General features: G+C 70.6%; 18 protein-coding genes. 16 read left to right on the top strand and 2 right to left on the bottom strand.

Annotated features, from left to right (window positions below):
• Positions 1-24: 24 nt before the first annotated feature.
• Positions 25-891 (bottom strand): cobalamin-binding protein, encoded by an 867-nt coding sequence (locus tag VGJ24_RS06780; protein WP_331499751.1) that lies wholly within the window; start codon positions 889-891, stop codon positions 25-27.
• 33 nt (positions 892-924) lie between these two features.
• Here VGJ24_RS06780 and VGJ24_RS06775 point away from each other — a divergent pair, with 33 nt between their 5' ends.
• The 6 genes from VGJ24_RS06775 to VGJ24_RS06750 all read left to right on the top strand — a co-directional run bounded on the left by VGJ24_RS06775 (position 925) and on the right by VGJ24_RS06750 (position 4542).
• Positions 925-1485, top strand: coding sequence for a hemerythrin domain-containing protein (locus tag VGJ24_RS06775; protein ID WP_331499749.1), 561 nt, complete (start codon positions 925-927; stop codon positions 1483-1485).
• Positions 1486-1533: 48 nt separating this feature from the next.
• Positions 1534-2313: a TSUP family transporter gene (locus VGJ24_RS06770; protein WP_331499748.1), complete on the top strand. Its 780-nt coding sequence runs from the start codon at positions 1534-1536 to the stop codon at positions 2311-2313.
• Between the two features lie 49 nt (positions 2314-2362).
• Entirely contained in the window at positions 2363-2893 is a 531-nt protein-coding gene (locus VGJ24_RS06765; RefSeq protein ID WP_331499747.1) for a DinB family protein, read from the top strand.
• A 72-nt stretch (positions 2894-2965) separates the two neighbouring features.
• Complete coding sequence (locus tag VGJ24_RS06760; RefSeq protein ID WP_331499746.1) at positions 2966-3508, top strand: DinB family protein; 543 nt, start codon at positions 2966-2968, stop codon at positions 3506-3508.
• Positions 3501-4043, top strand: a complete 543-nt coding sequence (locus VGJ24_RS06755) for a DinB family protein (RefSeq protein WP_331499745.1) — start codon at positions 3501-3503, stop codon at positions 4041-4043. Before VGJ24_RS06760 ends, VGJ24_RS06755 begins: the two co-directional genes overlap by 8 nt.
• Positions 4036-4542 carry a GNAT family N-acetyltransferase gene (locus VGJ24_RS06750; RefSeq protein ID WP_331499744.1) on the top strand — a complete coding sequence of 169 codons (507 nt, stop codon included), beginning with the start codon at positions 4036-4038 and terminating at the stop codon, positions 4540-4542. The genes VGJ24_RS06755 and VGJ24_RS06750 overlap by 8 nt, the downstream gene beginning before the upstream one ends.
• Here VGJ24_RS06750 and VGJ24_RS06745 read toward each other — a convergent pair.
• A complete protein-coding gene (locus VGJ24_RS06745; RefSeq protein WP_331499743.1) occupies positions 4539-5546 on the bottom strand; it encodes a glycosyltransferase in 1008 nt (335 codons plus the stop codon). The two genes, VGJ24_RS06750 and VGJ24_RS06745, sit on opposite strands and share 4 nt — an antisense overlap.
• Positions 5547-5643: 97 nt before the next feature.
• Here VGJ24_RS06745 and VGJ24_RS06740 point away from each other — a divergent pair, with 97 nt between their 5' ends.
• The 10 genes from VGJ24_RS06740 to VGJ24_RS06695 all read left to right on the top strand — a co-directional run bounded on the left by VGJ24_RS06740 (position 5644) and on the right by VGJ24_RS06695 (position 15761).
• Positions 5644-6384, top strand: coding sequence for a hypothetical protein (locus VGJ24_RS06740; RefSeq protein ID WP_331499742.1), 741 nt, complete (start codon positions 5644-5646; stop codon positions 6382-6384).
• Complete coding sequence (locus VGJ24_RS06735; protein WP_331499741.1) at positions 6381-7463, top strand: glycosyltransferase family 4 protein; 1083 nt, start codon at positions 6381-6383, stop codon at positions 7461-7463. Before VGJ24_RS06740 ends, VGJ24_RS06735 begins: the two co-directional genes overlap by 4 nt.
• A 158-nt stretch (positions 7464-7621) precedes the next feature.
• Complete coding sequence (locus VGJ24_RS06730) at positions 7622-8545, top strand: hypothetical protein (protein ID WP_331499740.1); 924 nt, start codon at positions 7622-7624, stop codon at positions 8543-8545.
• A 72-nt stretch (positions 8546-8617) separates the two neighbouring features.
• Positions 8618-9676, top strand: a complete 1059-nt coding sequence (locus tag VGJ24_RS06725) for a sulfotransferase (RefSeq protein WP_331499739.1) — start codon at positions 8618-8620, stop codon at positions 9674-9676.
• Positions 9676-10803 carry a hypothetical protein gene (locus VGJ24_RS06720; RefSeq protein WP_331499738.1) on the top strand — a complete coding sequence of 376 codons (1128 nt, stop codon included), beginning with the start codon at positions 9676-9678 and terminating at the stop codon, positions 10801-10803. Before VGJ24_RS06725 ends, VGJ24_RS06720 begins: the two co-directional genes overlap by 1 nt.
• A 191-nt stretch (positions 10804-10994) precedes the next feature.
• A complete protein-coding gene (locus VGJ24_RS06715) occupies positions 10995-11600 on the top strand; it encodes a hypothetical protein (RefSeq protein WP_331499737.1) in 606 nt (201 codons plus the stop codon).
• A 5-nt stretch (positions 11601-11605) separates the two neighbouring features.
• Positions 11606-12559, top strand: a complete 954-nt coding sequence (locus VGJ24_RS06710; protein WP_331499755.1) for an NAD(P)-dependent oxidoreductase — start codon at positions 11606-11608, stop codon at positions 12557-12559.
• Complete coding sequence (locus tag VGJ24_RS06705; protein ID WP_331499736.1) at positions 12549-13469, top strand: isocitrate lyase/phosphoenolpyruvate mutase family protein; 921 nt, start codon at positions 12549-12551, stop codon at positions 13467-13469. The genes VGJ24_RS06710 and VGJ24_RS06705 overlap by 11 nt, the downstream gene beginning before the upstream one ends.
• Complete coding sequence (locus VGJ24_RS06700) at positions 13456-14679, top strand: hypothetical protein (protein WP_331499735.1); 1224 nt, start codon at positions 13456-13458, stop codon at positions 14677-14679. Before VGJ24_RS06705 ends, VGJ24_RS06700 begins: the two co-directional genes overlap by 14 nt.
• A complete protein-coding gene (locus VGJ24_RS06695; protein WP_331499734.1) occupies positions 14676-15761 on the top strand; it encodes a hypothetical protein in 1086 nt (361 codons plus the stop codon). Before VGJ24_RS06700 ends, VGJ24_RS06695 begins: the two co-directional genes overlap by 4 nt.
• The last annotated feature ends 15 nt before the right edge of the window (positions 15762-15776 follow it).

The raw sequence follows: 15776 nt of genomic DNA, 5'->3' as shown, positions 1-15776 counted from the left end.
CTGAGCGGGTGCTCTATCACCCGCTCAAGCGGACGACCCGACGGGGACCTTCTCGAGGATGGCCGCGAGCTCCTCGACGCCGTCGGGCAGCCGGGTGCCGGGGCGGGCCCAGGAGGCGTTCGCGTCGACGGCGTGGACCGGTACGCCGACCGGCAGTGCGCCGCTGCTGACCAGCTCGTCGGCCAGCCGCTGGGAGCCGGGACGGTCGTATCCGCATGGCGCGACGATCACGACGTCCGGCTCGACCGCGTGCACCTGCTCCCAGCGGACGCGGCGGGACTTCTCGCCGGAGGTGGCCAGGAGCGGTTCGCCGCCGGCGATCTCGATCATCTCCGGGATCCAGTGACCGGGCGCGAACGGCGGGTCGGTCCACTCCAGGAACATCACCCGGGGCCGCGGCCGCCCCGCCCACGCACGACGTACGACGTCGAGCCGGGCCCGCTGGTCGGCGACCAGCCGCTCGGCCTCGGGCAGGTGACCGGTCGCGCGGCCGAGCAGGACGATCGAGTCCAGCACCTCGTCGAGCGTGTACGGGTCGATGGTGAGGACCTCCGCCGTGCAGCCGAGATGCGCGAGAGCGTCGTCCACGACCGAGACGTCGACGGCGCAGACGGCGCACAGGTCCTGGGTGACGACGAGGTCGGCGTCCAGCCCGGACAGCGCGCCCTCGTCCAGGTGGTACAGGTCGTCGCCTCGGGCCATCGCCTGGACCACGAACGCGTCGATCTCGGCCGGCGTCAGCCCCCCGGGCATCGCGGAGGTCGACACGATCGCCCGGCTGCGCGCCTCGGTCGGGTAGTCGCACTCGAAGGTCACCCCGACCACGTCGTCACCCGCCCCGATGGCGAACAGGATCTCCGTGGTCGACGGCAGCAACGAGACGATCCGCACCACCCCACCCTAGGTCGTTAGGTTGGGCGCGAGATGAGCGACGAGAACACGTGGGACGAGACGACCCGCCCCACGCTCGCCGAGCCGGCGGGCACGACGTACGCACCGGAGCAGGAGGCCGTCGTCCAGCACCTCGTGGACATCCACGACCACCTGCGCACCGAGCTCACCCGCATCCACGGCCTTCTCGACGACGTACGTCGCGGCGTGCTGACCGCGGGGGCCGCGAGGTCGGAGGTGCACGCCATGTCGCTGCGCCAGAACAACTGGACCCTCGGCGCCTACTGCCAGTCGTACTGCGGCTTCGTCAACGGTCATCACTCCCTGGAGGACGCCAGCGTGTTCCCGCACCTGCGGCGCGCCGAGCCCGACGTCGCGCCGGTGCTCGACCGGCTGCAGGACGAGCACCTGATCATCCACGACCTGCTCGACCGGGTCGACACGGCGCTGGTCTCGCTGGTGCAGACCGGGGACGACGGGGCTCTCGATGCCGTCGAGGAGTCGCTACGGACACTCGGCGACCGGCTGCTCAGCCACCTCGCCTACGAGGAGCGCGAGCTGCGCGGCCCGCTCGCCCGGCACGGCTTCTACTGAGCACGGTGGGTCCGGGGTGAGCTACGAGGACGCACCTAGAGTGCCCGCGTGACCGACCCGTCCACGGCGACCCTGCTGCTGCTCGGGCTGGCCGGGCTCTCGGCGGGGTTCGTGGACGCGGTCGTCGGCGGGGGCGGCCTGGTCCAGCTGCCGGCGCTTCTGCTCGGCCTTCCCGGCGCGTCACCGGTCCAGGTCCTGGCCACCAACAAGCTCAGTTCGATCTGCGGCACCACCGTCAGCAGCGCGACGTACTACCGGCGGATCAAGCCCGACCCGCGCACGTTCGGCCCGCTGATGGCGTGCGCCTTCGTCGGCTCCATCGGTGGCGCCCTGATCGGGTCGCACATCTCCGACAGCGCCTTCGACCCGATCGTGCTCCTGGTCCTGGTCGTGGTCGGCGCCTACGTCCTGTTCCGGCCGGATCTCGGCGAGAGCACCGCCCTCCGGTACCACGGGCGGCGCCACCTCGGCATCGCGATGGTCGCCGGACTGGCCATCGGCTGCTACGACGGAGCGCTCGGCCCCGGCACGGGCAGCTTCTTCGTGATCACGCTGGTCGGGCTGCTCGGCTACAGCTTCCTCGAGGCGTCGGCGAAGGCCCGGCTCGCGAACTGGGCCACCAACCTGGCCGCGCTCTGCGTCTTCGTCCCGCAGGGCGCCGTGCTCTGGAAGGTCGGCCTGGTGATGGGCGCCTGCAACCTGGCCGGCGGGTACGTCGGCGCCCGCACGGCGGTGGCGAAGGGGACTCGGTTCGTCCGGGTCTTCTTCATCGTGGTGGTGACCGGTTTCATCGTCCGGATCGGCGGCGACCTGCTCGGGTGGTGGTGAGCCCGGATCCAGGAGTGCTGTCGTGCCCGACGGCGACTACCGTCGCGAGATGGACCGAACCGAACGACCCGTACGTGCTGACGAGGCAACGACGCTGCGCGGCTTCCTCGACTACCACCGCGACACCTTGCGGATGAAGTGCTCGGGGCTGAGTCAGGCGCAGCTCGCCCAGCCGCTACCGCCGTCCGACATGACCCTCGGCGGCATGATGAAGCACCTCGCCATCGTCGACCAGAGCTGGTTCGAGGACGACTTCCTGGGCCGCGGTCTGATGCCTCCCTTCGACACCGTCGACTGGGACGCCGACGGCGACTGGGAGTGGCACACCGCCAAGGACGACACACCCGAGGAGCTCTTGGCACTGTTCGACGAGGCGGTACGCCGCTCGGACGCCGTCCTCGACGAGGCCCTGGCGCCGGCCGGCGTGGGCCTCGACGGGCTCTCGGTCGCGGATGAATCCGATGGTCGCGGCCGCTTCAGCCTCCGCTGGATCCTGCTGCACATGATCGAGGAGTACGCGCGGCACAACGGCCACGCCGACCTGATCCGCGAGTCGATCGACGGCCAGACCGGTCAGTGACCGCCACGCCGCGGCGGCGTGCGAGGGAAAGGCGGGTGCGCCGCGTCGGCGCCCGTGGATAGCGTCGAGGCCATGACGCAGACGTTCGACAAGGCCACCCGGACCGAGGCGCCCTTCCGCGCCGACGAGGTCACCGCACTGCGCGGGTTCCTCGACTACCAGCGCGACACCTTCCGCTGGAAGTGCTCCGGCCTGACCCAGCAACAGCTCGCCCGGCCGCACGCGCCGTCGACGATGACGCTCGGTGGGATGATGAAGCACCTCGCGCTGAACGAGGTCGGGTGGTTCGGGAACACGCTGGCCGGCGAGGCCTACCCGCCGCCGTTCACCGACATCGATTGGGACGCCGACCCCGACTGGGAGTGGCGCACCGCTGCCGACGACAGTCCCGACGAGCTGCGCGCTCTCTACGACGAGTGCGTACGCCGTGCGGACGCCGCCATCGACCAGGGCCTGGCCCGCGGCGGTCTGGACGCCGAGTCGGTCGAGTCGAGCTCGCAGGATGGCGCGTTCAGCCTGCGCTGGATCCTGCTGCACATGCTCGAGGAGTACGCCCGCCACAACGGCCAGGCCGACCTGATCCGCGAGTCGATCGACGGGATGACCGGTGAGTGAGGCCCCGGCAGACCCGCGGGTCGACCCGCCCCTGCACGGCGACGAGGTCGCGATCCTGCGCGGCTTCCTCACCTACCACCGCGACACCCTGCGCCTGAAGTGCGCCGACCTCACCCAGGAGCAGCTCGCCCAGACCCTGCCGCCGTCGGACGTGACGCTCGGCGGGCTGATGAAGCACCTCGCTCTGGTCGAGTCGCAGTGGTTCGACTACTTCTTCCGCGACCTCGCCCTCGCCCCGCCGTTCGACACCGCCGACTGGGACGCCGCCCCGGACTGGGAGTTCGACACCGCACGGGACGACAGCCCGGAGGCGCTGAGAGCCCTCTTCGACGAGGCTGTGAGCCGCGCGGACGCCGTCGTCGACGACGCGCTGGCGCGCGGTGGGCTCGACGAAGAGTCGGCACGCGTGAGCCCGCGCACGGGCGAGACCTTCACCCTTCGCTGGATCCTCGTGCACATGATCGAGGAGTACTCCCGGCACAACGGCCACGCCGACCTGGTCCGGGAGTCGATCGACGGCCAGACCGGTGAGTGACGGGCCCGACCCGCGCATCCGCCCGGCGACGGCAGACGACTGGCCGCAGATCTGGCCGTTCTTCGGCGCGATCGTCGCGGAGGGCGAGAGCTATGCCTACCCCGACGACCTCGGCTCCGACGAGGCACGCGACCTCTGGATGGAGCGGCCACCGGGCCTGACGGTCGTGCTCGAGGAGGAAGGCCGGGTCCTCGGGACGTCGAAGATGGGTCCCAATCGTCCCTCGCGCGGCGACCACGTCGGCACCGCCTCGTTCATGGTCGACCCCGCGGCCGGCGGGCGGGGCATCGGCCGGGCGCTCGCGACGTACGTCGTCGACTGGCACCGCGCGCAGGGCTACTCCGGCATCCAGTTCAACGCGGTCGTGGAGACCAACGCGGCGGCGGTCCACCTCTGGCAGGCGCTCGGGTTCGAGATCGTCGGCACCGTCCCCGGCGCCTTCCGCTCGGCGACGCACGGCCGGGTCGGGCTGCACGTGATGTACCTGCCGCTGGACTAGCGAGCGGAGCGTCGACGCACCAGACCACGGACGAGCCCGGCCCAGAAGCCGTAACCCCAGCCGACGTGCATGGCGGTGAAGGCGCCCGGCAGATGCACCCAGTCGGCGTCGTTCTCCAACACCCGGCGGGTCTGCCGCGTCGCGACGGCGACGCCCGCGACGTACGGCGAGACCATCAGGGCGGCCTGGGCGGGGTGCCGACCCGCTCGGAGTGCGGCCAGGGCCAGCCACGCGACGAGCGCCGGCGCCACGACGTGGCGAGCCGAGAGCGACGCCGGGTGGAGCATCGCGACGTCGGCCTTGCCCTTGCCGTAGCGGACGTACTGCTTGTAGAGGTCGGGCACCGACTGCCGGCACTGCCACGCGATGACCACGCGCGGGTCGAGCAGCAGCCGGCCGCCGCGCCCGCGAAGCCGGTAGTCGAGCTCGTAGTCCTCGTTCGCCACGAGGTTCTCGTCCCACCCGCCGACCTCGCGCAGCAGGTCGACCGGGTAGGCGCCGAACGGCAGGTGATCGACCTCCAGCTCGGTGGTCGCGTAGTGGTACTTGCTGTTGCCGACGCCGAACCGGCTGCCCATCGCGGCCGCGATCGCCCTCCCGGCCGGGGTGATGCCCACCCCCGGCTTGACGCCACCGACGCCCGCCCACGTGCCCTCACGCAGGCGCGCCACGAGGTCGGCGACGTACGTCGGAGGCACCGTGCTGTGCGCGTCCACCCGGACCAGCCACCGCCCACGGGCCTCGGCAAGTCCCATGTTGAGCGAGACCGGGATGTTCGGCAGCGGGTTGGTGACGACCTCGAGCCGCGGGTCCAGTGCCTGCCGCTCCTCGATGATCGGCCGGGTGCCGTCGGTGGAACCGCCGTCGATGACCACGAACTGGAGGTTCTGGTAGCTCTGGCCCAGCACCGAGTCGAGAGCGGCACCGATCGCTTGCTCCTCGTTGCGGGCCGGCATGATCACGGTGACGAGCTCGTCCGTGTGCTTCCCCCGCCTGGCCGACACACCGGCACGGTAGCGCGAGGTGGGACAACCCATGGCCGTTCCGGTCACTCTTCACGATCCCGCGGTGGGTCTCCACTGCGGCCGGTACGGTTTCGCCGTGCATGTCGGTCAGGACCTCCTGAGGCTCCGTCTCCACGTGCGGCGGCCGGTGTCACGACTGCCGTACGCGTGGGACGCTGCCATGTACGCCCGCGCCGACAAGCGCTCCACCCTGGCCCGACGAGACAGTGCCCTGGTGATCGAGGGTTTCCCGCGCTCGGGCAACACCTTCAGCGTCGCCGCCTTCCAGATCGCCAACGGCCCGCAGCCGCACCTGGGCCGTCATCTCCACGGGGCGCCACACCTGCTGCGCGCGAAGCGTCTCGGGATCCCCGCCGTCGCGCTGGTGCGGGAGCCGGAGGACGCGGTCCCGTCGTACCTCATCCGCCGCGCGGGGCTGCACGCCGAGGACGTCCTGGTGGAGTACCTCGACTTCTACCGGACCGCCTGGCCGGCCCGGGACGCGTTCGTGGTCGGCCTGTTCGACGACGTCACCCGCGACTTCGGGACGGTGATCGACCGCGTCAACGCGCGGTTCGGGACGACGTTCGCGCGCTACCGGGCCACGCCGGAGAACGAGGTTGCGGCGTTCGAGCTCGTCGAGGAGATGAACCGGCTCGAGAGCGGCGGTGAGGTGGTCGAGACCCACGTCGGCCGACCGTCGGCCGAGCGGGAGTCCCGGAAGGCCGAGATCGCCGCGTCCCTGCAGCGACCCCGGGCCGCCCGGCTTCTCGGCGAGGCGCGGCAACTCTTCCAGCAGTACGTCGCGCTGGCCGGCGGGCAGGGGGAGGGCGCATGAGCAAGGTGCTGCTGGTCGGCAAGGGCTTCCCCGACCGGGGCGGGATCCCGACGTTCCTCAACACGCTCCGGCACGGCGAGCTCGGGGAGCTCCACCAGATCACCTTCCTGAACGTCGCGCACTTCGACACCCCCGAGGGCGGCGAGGTGACCGCGGGCAACATCAGCCGCACCCTCCGCGACGCCCGGAACGTCTTCCGGATGGCCAAGGGCCAGGACATCGTGCACATCCACTCCGCCCTCGCCCCGGCCGTCACCGTCGGCCGCGCCGGGCTGTTGGGCCTGGCCGGTCGGCTGCGTGGGGCGAAGGTGGTCATGCACGCCCACGGAGGGAACATCGAGACCTGGCTGACCACCCGGCGGACCAGGGCCCTGATGCGGCTGGCCATGAGGCCCACCAGCCACGTCGTCGCCGTCTGGTCCGCGGGGGAGCAGACGCTGGGTCGGGCCTTGGGGCCGGGTCGGGTGAGCCTGATCGACAACGGCGTGGACACCAGCCGCTTCGTCCCGGCCGAGACCGACAACCATCCGCCGCGGGTCCTCTACGTCGGGCTCCTCACGCCGCGCAAGGGCGTCCTCGACCTGATCGAGGCCTCCCGCCTGCTGCGCGACGAAGGGGTCGAGCACGAGCTCCTCCTCCTCGGCGGCATGCCGGACGAGGGCCCCGAGGCCGCCGAGCCGGTCCTGGCCGCCGCCGAGGGCGTCGCCCGGCTGTTGGGCACCCGGCCGCCGGAGGAGATGCCCGCGGAGTACGCCGACGCCGACGTGTTCTGCCTCCCGTCCTGGTGGGAGGCGATGCCGCTATCGGTCCTGGAGGCGATGTCGGCCGGACTGCCGGTCGTCGCCAGCGATGTGGGGGATGTCTCGCGGCTGGTGACGCCCGAGTGCGGAGCGGTGGTGCCGGCCAAGGACCCGCAGCGGTTGGCGGACGCGCTACGCGGGCTGCTGGTCGACCCGGAGCTGCGGCGGAGGCAGGGTGAGGCGAGCAGGAGACGGGCGGTCGAGGCCTTCTCGAGCACCGCGACGGCCCGCGCGATCGACCGATTGTTCCACGATGTGAGACACGGAGATCACGCCTGAACGGGTTGCGCAAGAGATCCGCAAACTTGCAATCAACCCGTGACCTTTGACTTACTCGTGGCTGAAGGATGCCCCCAACCCACAAGGTAACTCCCCCGATGTCCTTGAATCTCGGGCGCCTGCGCCCGGTCATGTTATTTCTCGCCATCGTCGCACTCGTGGCAGCAGCCGCGACTCTTCCCCGGGCCCTTGCCCCGGCCGCCCACGGCGCGACCCAACCCGCGAAGGGTCGTGTCGATCGCACGACGGTCGCCGGCCCTCGCCCCTTCCAACCCACCGGCTACTGGAACACCCGGCTCGGCCATGCGCCGAAGAGCCCGCACAACGCCAGCTGGATCAAGGACGCCAAGGCTGGCGGTCCTCACCTGAACCTCGTCCTCGGTGACTGGGGGATGCCGGTCTACCGCGCGAAGCCGTCGAACCCGCTGGTCCGGATCACCTCCGGCGGTCACACGGTCAGGGTCCACATCCCCCGGCAGGCGCGCCCGATGAACGCCAGCGACGCGGCCCTGACCATCATCGACCGTTCCACGAACCAGGTCGTGGGTCTCTTCGGCGCCCACGTCTCCGGTGGCAAGTGGAGCGTCTCCGGACTGTCGCGCTACGGCTACCAGTCCACCGGCATCGCCGGCGGACTGCCGAGCGGTGTCAAGGCCAACTTCGGACACCGAGGCATTCCGGCCTCCGTGCCGGCCGTGACCAAGGGCGAGATCCAGCGCGGGAAGATCCGACACCGCCTCGAGATCTACTGGCACGAGACGGCGTCCAGAACGCCCGAGGGCCGCAGCGCCTACTTCCCGATGACCGGCTCGGAGAGCGGCAAGTCCGGCGTCGTCCCCGAGGGCGCCGTCATCCGGATCAAGCCGAGCGTGAACCTCAAGGCCCTCTCGCTCTCGCCCGCGGCCTACGTCATCGCCCGTGCCCTGCAGAAGTACGGCGCGGTGGTCGGCGACAACTCCGGCCAAGGCAACAGCATGAAGCTCCAGGGCAATACGAACTGGAAGGGCATCCTCAACAAGGACTCCCTGCGCAGCATCCCGTGGAGCGACTACGTGTTCGTCAAGGGTGGCTACCGCCCCTGACGAACCGCCCCCCCAGGAAGGCTCCGGGTCAAGCTGGCCCGGGGCCTTCCGTCTGCGGCCATAATGGCGCGCATGGACGAGGCACCGATCTTCATCGTCGGCTCGATGCGCTCGGGCTCGACCATGCTGCGCCTCATCCTCGACAGCCACCCGCGGATCGCGATCGGCGCCGAGACGGGCTTCATGGGAGGCCTGCTGGCCACGCGTCGCATCCCCGGCTGGAAGCACGGTGCGGAGTGGTTCGGCCGGATCGGCTGGACCGAGCAGGAGCTCGACGCCCGCCTCCGCGAGTTCTACGCCGGCATGTTCGAGCGCCACGCGCGGTCGCAGGGAAAGGCGCGGTGGGGTGACAAGACCCCCTTCCACACCTCCCACATGGAGGAGATGGGCCACGTCTTCCCCGACGCCGTCTTCGTGGGGATCGTCCGCCACCCGGGTGCGGTCGCCGCATCGTTGCACCGCAGCTTCCACTACGCGTTCGACGAGGCCGTGGCCTACTGGTGTGACGTCAACCGTCAGATGCTCACCGCCGCCGGTGAGCTCGGAGATCGCTTCGCGCTGTGCCGCTACGAGGACCTGGTCAGCAACAGCGAGGACGTGCTGCGCGAGCTGATGCCCGCGATCGGCGAGGAGTTCGACCCTGCGCTGTTGCGACATCACGAGGTGCAACGGGCGCAGGGCGCTCCCAAGCTCACCGACGGCAGCACCAGCTCGCGCGACCCGATCGACTCCCGGCGCGCCGAGAAGTGGGCCGACGAGATCACCCCCGGCCAGCGCCATGCGCTCGCCGCGGCCGCCCCGCTGAGCGAGATCCTCGGCTACACCGCGACCGGTGCCGCGCCGTTCCCTGCCGGCACCCAGCAGTGGACCGCCACCGGCAAGGAGCTGGCCGCGCGCTGTGCCGAGCGCCCCGGGGTGCTCGACCAGACAGGTCCCACCGTGCAGCTCGCCATCGACCAGGACCCCGAGGAGCTGGCCCGCCGTCTGGCTCAGGTGGAGGCGGCCCTGGCCCGGACCAGGGGCCGCCGAGCGGTGCGGATCGCCGAGGCCGCCCGGCGGATCCAACGCGGCCGTACCTGGGCCGACGTGAAGGGCGCGTGGGCATCGCTGCGGCACGACGGCCGTCCCTGATGGCGCCTCCCAACGAGAGCTCCGACTTCGACCTGCACGGCCTCGTGGGCGTCCGAGTTGTTGACGGCACACCCGCCGATGTGGCCGTCGTACGTCGCCAGCTCGGCCACCCGGAGACCACGCTCGACCGCGAGCCGGACCTGACCGTGCGCTTCGTCGACCGCCTCGCGCCCGCTCCCCTGACCCTGGTCGGCGTGGGGGAGAGCGGGTACGACGACGACTCCTTCTATCTGCTGCAGGCCAAGGGCGGCAGCACGAGACGGACCAAGATCCCGTTCGACCGGCTCGGGCCCGGTGCCGAGCTCGTCTGCGAGCGCGGCATCCCCGCCGTGCCCCATCTCCTGGCCACCGTCAACCTCGTGCTGCTGACCCGGGACGTACTGCCGTTGCACGCGACCGCACTCGAGGTGGACGGCGAGGGGATCCTGGTCACCGGCTGGTCCAAGGGCGGCAAGACGGAGACCCTGCTCGCGGCGACCAGCCACGGCGCTCGCTACGTCGGTGACGAGTGGGTGCACCTGCCGCCGGACGGCCGGATGCTCGGGCTGCCCGAGCCGATCCGGCTGTGGGCCTGGCAGCTCGCCCAGCGGCCCGACCTGCTCGCCTCTCGGACGTCGGCCGAGCGCCGCCGCTTGCGCGCGTGGTCGACCCTGTCGCGGATCGCCGACGGGATGGCCGACCGCTCCTGGAAGGGCTCGGGGATGGTACGCCGGGTCGCCCCGACACTCGGCCGGCAGGCGTATCTCCAGGTGCCGCCGGCCGACCTCTTCGGCGCCGACGGCATGGTGTCGAGCGCCCGGCTCGACGCGGTCGTGCTGGTGCTGAGCCACGAGGCACCGGAGACCGTCGTACGCGCCGCGGAGCCCGGTGAGATCTCCCGCAGGATGGCCGCGTCGCTGGCCGAGGAGCGCGCGCCGCTGATGGTGCACTACCGGCAGTTCCGCTACGCATTTCCCGACCGGCCCTCGCCGCTGCTGGAGTCCGCCGGCGAGCTCGAGGCGCGGCTCCTCGCCGACCGTCTGGATCACGTGCCCTCGGCCAAGGTCACCCACCCGCACCCTTGCGACGTCCAGGAGCTCGGACGCGCGGTCCTGGACGCGGCACGCGGGGCGCGTACCCGGAATTGAGGAGATGATGTCAAGGATTTCGCAGAGGCCGACCGGTTTCGCTCCTCGCCCAATACTCTGACATTTCGAACATTGGCAAAGGGGGAAGTCCAGTGGCTCGGCCGCGGCTCACGGTTGCCCTCGTCGGACCCGACGGGGCAGGCAAGAGCACCATCAGTGCACGCCTGCGTCAGGCCACCCTTCCGGCACCCGTGAAGACGATCTACATGGGCGTGAACCTCGAGGCCAGCACGCTGATGCTCCCGACCACTCGCCTGCTGCTCGCGGCGAAACGGGCCCGCGGCGGGCGCCCGGACTTGGTGGCCAGCAGCCTGCGTGACGTGGACCCCGACACCGGCCAGGCGCCGGCTGCGCCCTCCGGTCGCGGCGCCTCAATCAAGAGCACGGCACGGATGGCGGTCTGGATGACCGAGGAGTGGCTGCGGCAGCTCGTCGCCCTCGCTCACAGCCTGCGCGGCCGGATCGTGATCTTCGACCGGCACTTCTTCCTCGACTACTACCACGCGGACGTCGAGTCCGGACGTCGCGGCCCGGCGCAGCGGCTGCACGGCTGGATGCTCGAGCGCGTGTATCCCAAGCCCGACCTGGTGATCATGCTCGACGCACCGGCGGAGGTGCTCCACGCCCGCAAGCCCGAGGCCACGGTGGCGTGGCTCGAGCGACGCAGGCAGCAGTATCTGGAGCTGGCCCCCGTGGTTCCTCAGTTCGTCGTCGTCGACGTCAACCGTCCCCTCGAGGCGGCGGTGTCCGAGGTCGTGGCGGTCATCGAGTCATCCTGGAAGGCGAAGAGCGCGTGAAGATCATGCTGGCGAGCCCGATCGACCCGGGCACCGTCGACGTCCTGTCCGCGTCGTACGACGTGGTCAAGCCGGCCGCCTCGACACCCGAGGCCCTCAAGGAGGCGATCGCCGACCGCGACACCGTCGTCCTGCGCAGCGGCGTGATGCTCTCCGCCGACGTGTTGGACGCGGCGCCCGGGCTGAAGCTGCTCGTGCGCGCCGGAGCCGGTCTCGACAACATCGACCTCGACCAGGCCCGCTCCATGGGGCTGCGGGTCGTGAAGATCCCGGGCATGTCGGCACCGCCGGTCGCTGAGTTCACCTTCGCGCTGCTGCTCTCGCTGGCCCGCAAGGTGACCGTGGCCGACCGCCAGCTCCGCGAGGGCCACTGGCCCAAGCCGACGCTCGGCGGCCCCCTCCTGCACGGCAAGACACTCGGCATCGTCGGCGCCGGCAACATCGGTGCGCTGGTCGGCCAGATGGGCGCGTCGTGGGGCATGCGCGCGATCGGCTGCGTGGCCAACCCCAACGACACGGTCGCGCAGCAGCTGCTCGGCCGCGGGGTCCGGCTCACCGACTACGACGAGGTGCTCACCACCTCCGACTTCCTGTGCCTGCACACCCCACTCGACGAGTCGACCCGACACCTGATCGGGGCCGAGGCGCTGTCGCGGATGAAGCCGGGCTCCTTGCTGATCAACGTCGCGCGGGGCGGCGTGGTCGACGAGGCCGCACTTTTCGAGGCGCTGACGCAGGGCGACACCGTCGCCGGCGCGGCCCTCGACGTACACGAGATCGAGGGGGAGGGGACCCGGTCCCGCTTCTCCGACCTGGACAACGTCGTCCTCACACCGCATATCGGGGCCATGGCGGTGGACTCACAGCGCTTGATCGGCGAACGCATCGTCGAGCTCGTGCAGGCCTATGACAACGGAAAGCTCGACGAGGAGATTCGTGATGGAGAACATGTCCTCTGACCAACTGCGCCCCAGCCGCGCCGACATGAAGCGGCTGCGACTGCGGTCAGGGCTGGCGGGTGACACACCGGTGGTGGCGGTCGGCGCGCACGACGCGATGAGCGCCGTCCTCATCGGCAACTACAACTTCGATGCCGTGTGGGTGAGCGGGTTCGGGGTCTCGGCGATGGCCTATGGCCAGCCGGACCTCAACCTGGTGACGATGAGCGAGACGCTCGCGGTGACGCGGGCGATCGAGAGCGTCACCGACCTGCCGGTGGTCGTCGACTGCGACAACGGCTTCGGCGGCTTCAGCAACGTGGTTCGCACGGCCGTGGAGTTCGACCGGGCCGGCGTGGCCGCCGTCTGCATCGAGGACAACCTGTTCCCCAAGCGGAACAGCCTCTACCAGGGCCAGTCCAAGCGCGACCTGATCCCCACCCGGGAGCAGGCCCGTCGGCTCAAGGCCGCGGTAGAGGGCAAGGACTCCGAGGCGTTCGTGGTGATCGCCCGGGTGGAGGCGCTCATCGCCGGGCACGGCGTGGAGGCTGCGATGGAGCGGGCCACGGCGTACTCCGAGGCGGGTGCGGACGCGATCCTGATCCACAGCAAGGACAAGACGCTCACCGAGATCACCGATTTCCTCGAGGCGTGGCACGCGGCCGGGATGACCAAGCCGCTCGTCGCCGTGCCGACGCTGTTCCCGGACTACACCGCCGACGAGCTGCACGAGAAGGGCTTCTCGATGGTGATCCTCGCCAACCAGCCGATGCGGGCCGCCGTGAAGGCGATGGAGGAGACCCTCGAGGTCCTCGACAAGGAGCGCAAGCCGGCAGCGGCCGACCCGACCATCGCTTCGGTGAACCACATCTTCGATCTCGTCCACACCACGGAGACGATCCAGGCGGAGGAGGCGGATGAGGAGGGCTGACGCTCGGCGCACGTCGACGGGCCGGTCGATGGAGCAGGGGCCGGCCGCCGTCGTGGTCGGGCTCGACAACATCACCGGTCTGCAGACCGCGCGGATCCTGGCCGACCGGGGGGTGCGTGTGTACGGCGTGGCCGCCAACAGGCGGCACTTCGGCGCGCGCACCAACGCCTGCGTCCACGTCGTCGAGTCGCGCCTGTCCGGATCCGAGCTGGTCGACACCCTGCGAGCCTTGTCGCGGCGGCTCGGTCCGGATCCCGCGGTGCTGGTGCCGTGCACCGACGGTGCCGTGTGGTCGTTGTCGCAGCAGCGCGACCAGCTGGTCGACCAGTTCCGGCTGCCGCTCGGCGACCACGACGGCATCGACCTGCTCATGGACAAGGTGCGCTTCGCCGACCACGCGAAGATGCACGGCCTGGCCGCACCCCGCACGGAGGTGATGCGAAGCCGGGCCGACGCCGAGAAGGCCGCCGAGGTGCTCTCGTGGCCGAGCGTCGTGAAGCCGCCGGTGAAGGCCGAGGCCTGGCTGGCGCACACCAGCGCCAAGGCGATCCCCGTGCAGGGCCCCGAGGAGCTGCTCGACGTCTATGACCGGGTCGCCGACTGGGCCCCGGTGCTGCTCGTCCAGGAGTGGGTGGAGGGTCCCGAGGACGAGCTGTTCTCGTGCAACGCCTACTTCGACGCCTCCGGCACGCCGCTGGTCACGTTCGTGGCACGCAAGCTGCGTCAGTGGCCGCCACAGATCGGCACCAGCGCGTCCGGCGAGGAGTGCCGCAACGACGAGGTGCTCGAGGAGACCCTGCGGGTCTTCGGGTCCGTGGACTACCACGGCCTCGCCTACCTCGAGATGAAGCGCGACTCACGCACCGGCGCGATGTCCATCATCGAGCCGAACGTCGGCCGCCCGACCGGGCGCTCCGCGATCGCCGAGGGTGGCGGCGTCGAGCTGGTCTACACGGCGTACTGCGATGCGGCGGGACTGCCGCTTCCCGAGGCGCGCACCCAGCAGTACGTCGGCACGACCTGGCTCGATGTACGCCGTGACGTGCAGGCGGCCGCGGTCGGCATCCGTCGGGGTGAGCTCACCCCGAGGGAGTGGCTGTCCTCGCTGCGCGGACCGCGCACCCACGCCATCTGGTCGGCCCGCGACCCGCGCCCCTTCGTCACCGACCTGACCAACGTCGCGAAGACAGCGGCCCGGAGGGGGCGATGACGAGGCGGGTCGCGGGTACGGCCCTGACCCTGGCCCTGCTCGTGACGCCGCTGCTCGGCTGTACCGACGAGGAGCCGGTCACCGCCGCGCCCACGCCGGTGCCCACCGTGACTCCGACCCCGAAGATTCCGACCAGCCGGAACCTGGTGCGCTACGTCAGTCCGACCGGCAACGACCAGCATCGCGGCACCCTCGAGGAACCGTGGCGCACCCTGGCCTACGCGCTCGGCAGGATCTACGCCGGTCAAGTGCTCTTCGTGCGCGGCGGCGAGTACCACGAGAACCTCGACCACGTCAGTCTCCACAGCGGTACCGAGGGGAAGCCGATCACCGTCCTGCCCTACCCGGGCGAGAGCCCGGTCCTGGTCGGCAGCATGTCGCTGAACCGGCCGAACTATTGGCTGATCGACAACCTCGACGTGACCGGAGATCCGTCGTCAGCCCACCCGCCGAGGTTCATGGTGAAGCTGATCGGCGGCCGGTCGTGGACCTGGGAGAACAGCGAGTTCCGTGACACGGGCAGTCGGGCCAACGTGCTGATCACGGGCTTCGGGGTCGATGAGCCGGCCGGGTTCGACTTCAGCGGCAACTGCCTCCACGGCCTCCCCGACCCGCCGACCAAATCGACCAACCTGTTCCTCGGCACGATGCACTCGGGCGCTCACGGGACCGTGGCGCGCAACACCATCTTCAACGAAGACGACCAGCCCAATCTGCGGATCGGTTCCGGTGCCGGCGCCCCGAACCGGGTGAACGTCATCCGGAACACCATCTACCACGGCAGCCTCGGCATCGACGTCCGTGGCCGTCCGCACCGGGTCAAGATCATCCGGAACGTCGTCGGCGGCAGCACCGCGCCGGCCCAGATCCGGTTCCACCTCGGGTTGCCGCATGGCACCTCGGTGAACAACAACGTGGCGGTTGACGCGGCGCAACTCCTCCGCCCGGAAGTGAGGAAGATCGTGCATGGAACGGGCAATCTCGTGCTCTCGGGGAACCCGAAGTTCGTCGACACCTCTCGGTGTGACGGTTTCCGGTCTGACCTGGACGCTTTGATCCCTTACGGGGCGGTGGGGCAATGAGAGTCTCCGACACGC

The sequence above is a fragment of the Nocardioides sp. genome (genome assembly GCF_036493135.1).
Lineage (GTDB): Bacteria > Actinomycetota > Actinomycetes > Propionibacteriales > Nocardioidaceae > Nocardioides.
The sequence above is the reverse complement of the archived record's forward strand: the minus strand, read 5'-3'. Positions and strand labels throughout refer to the sequence as shown.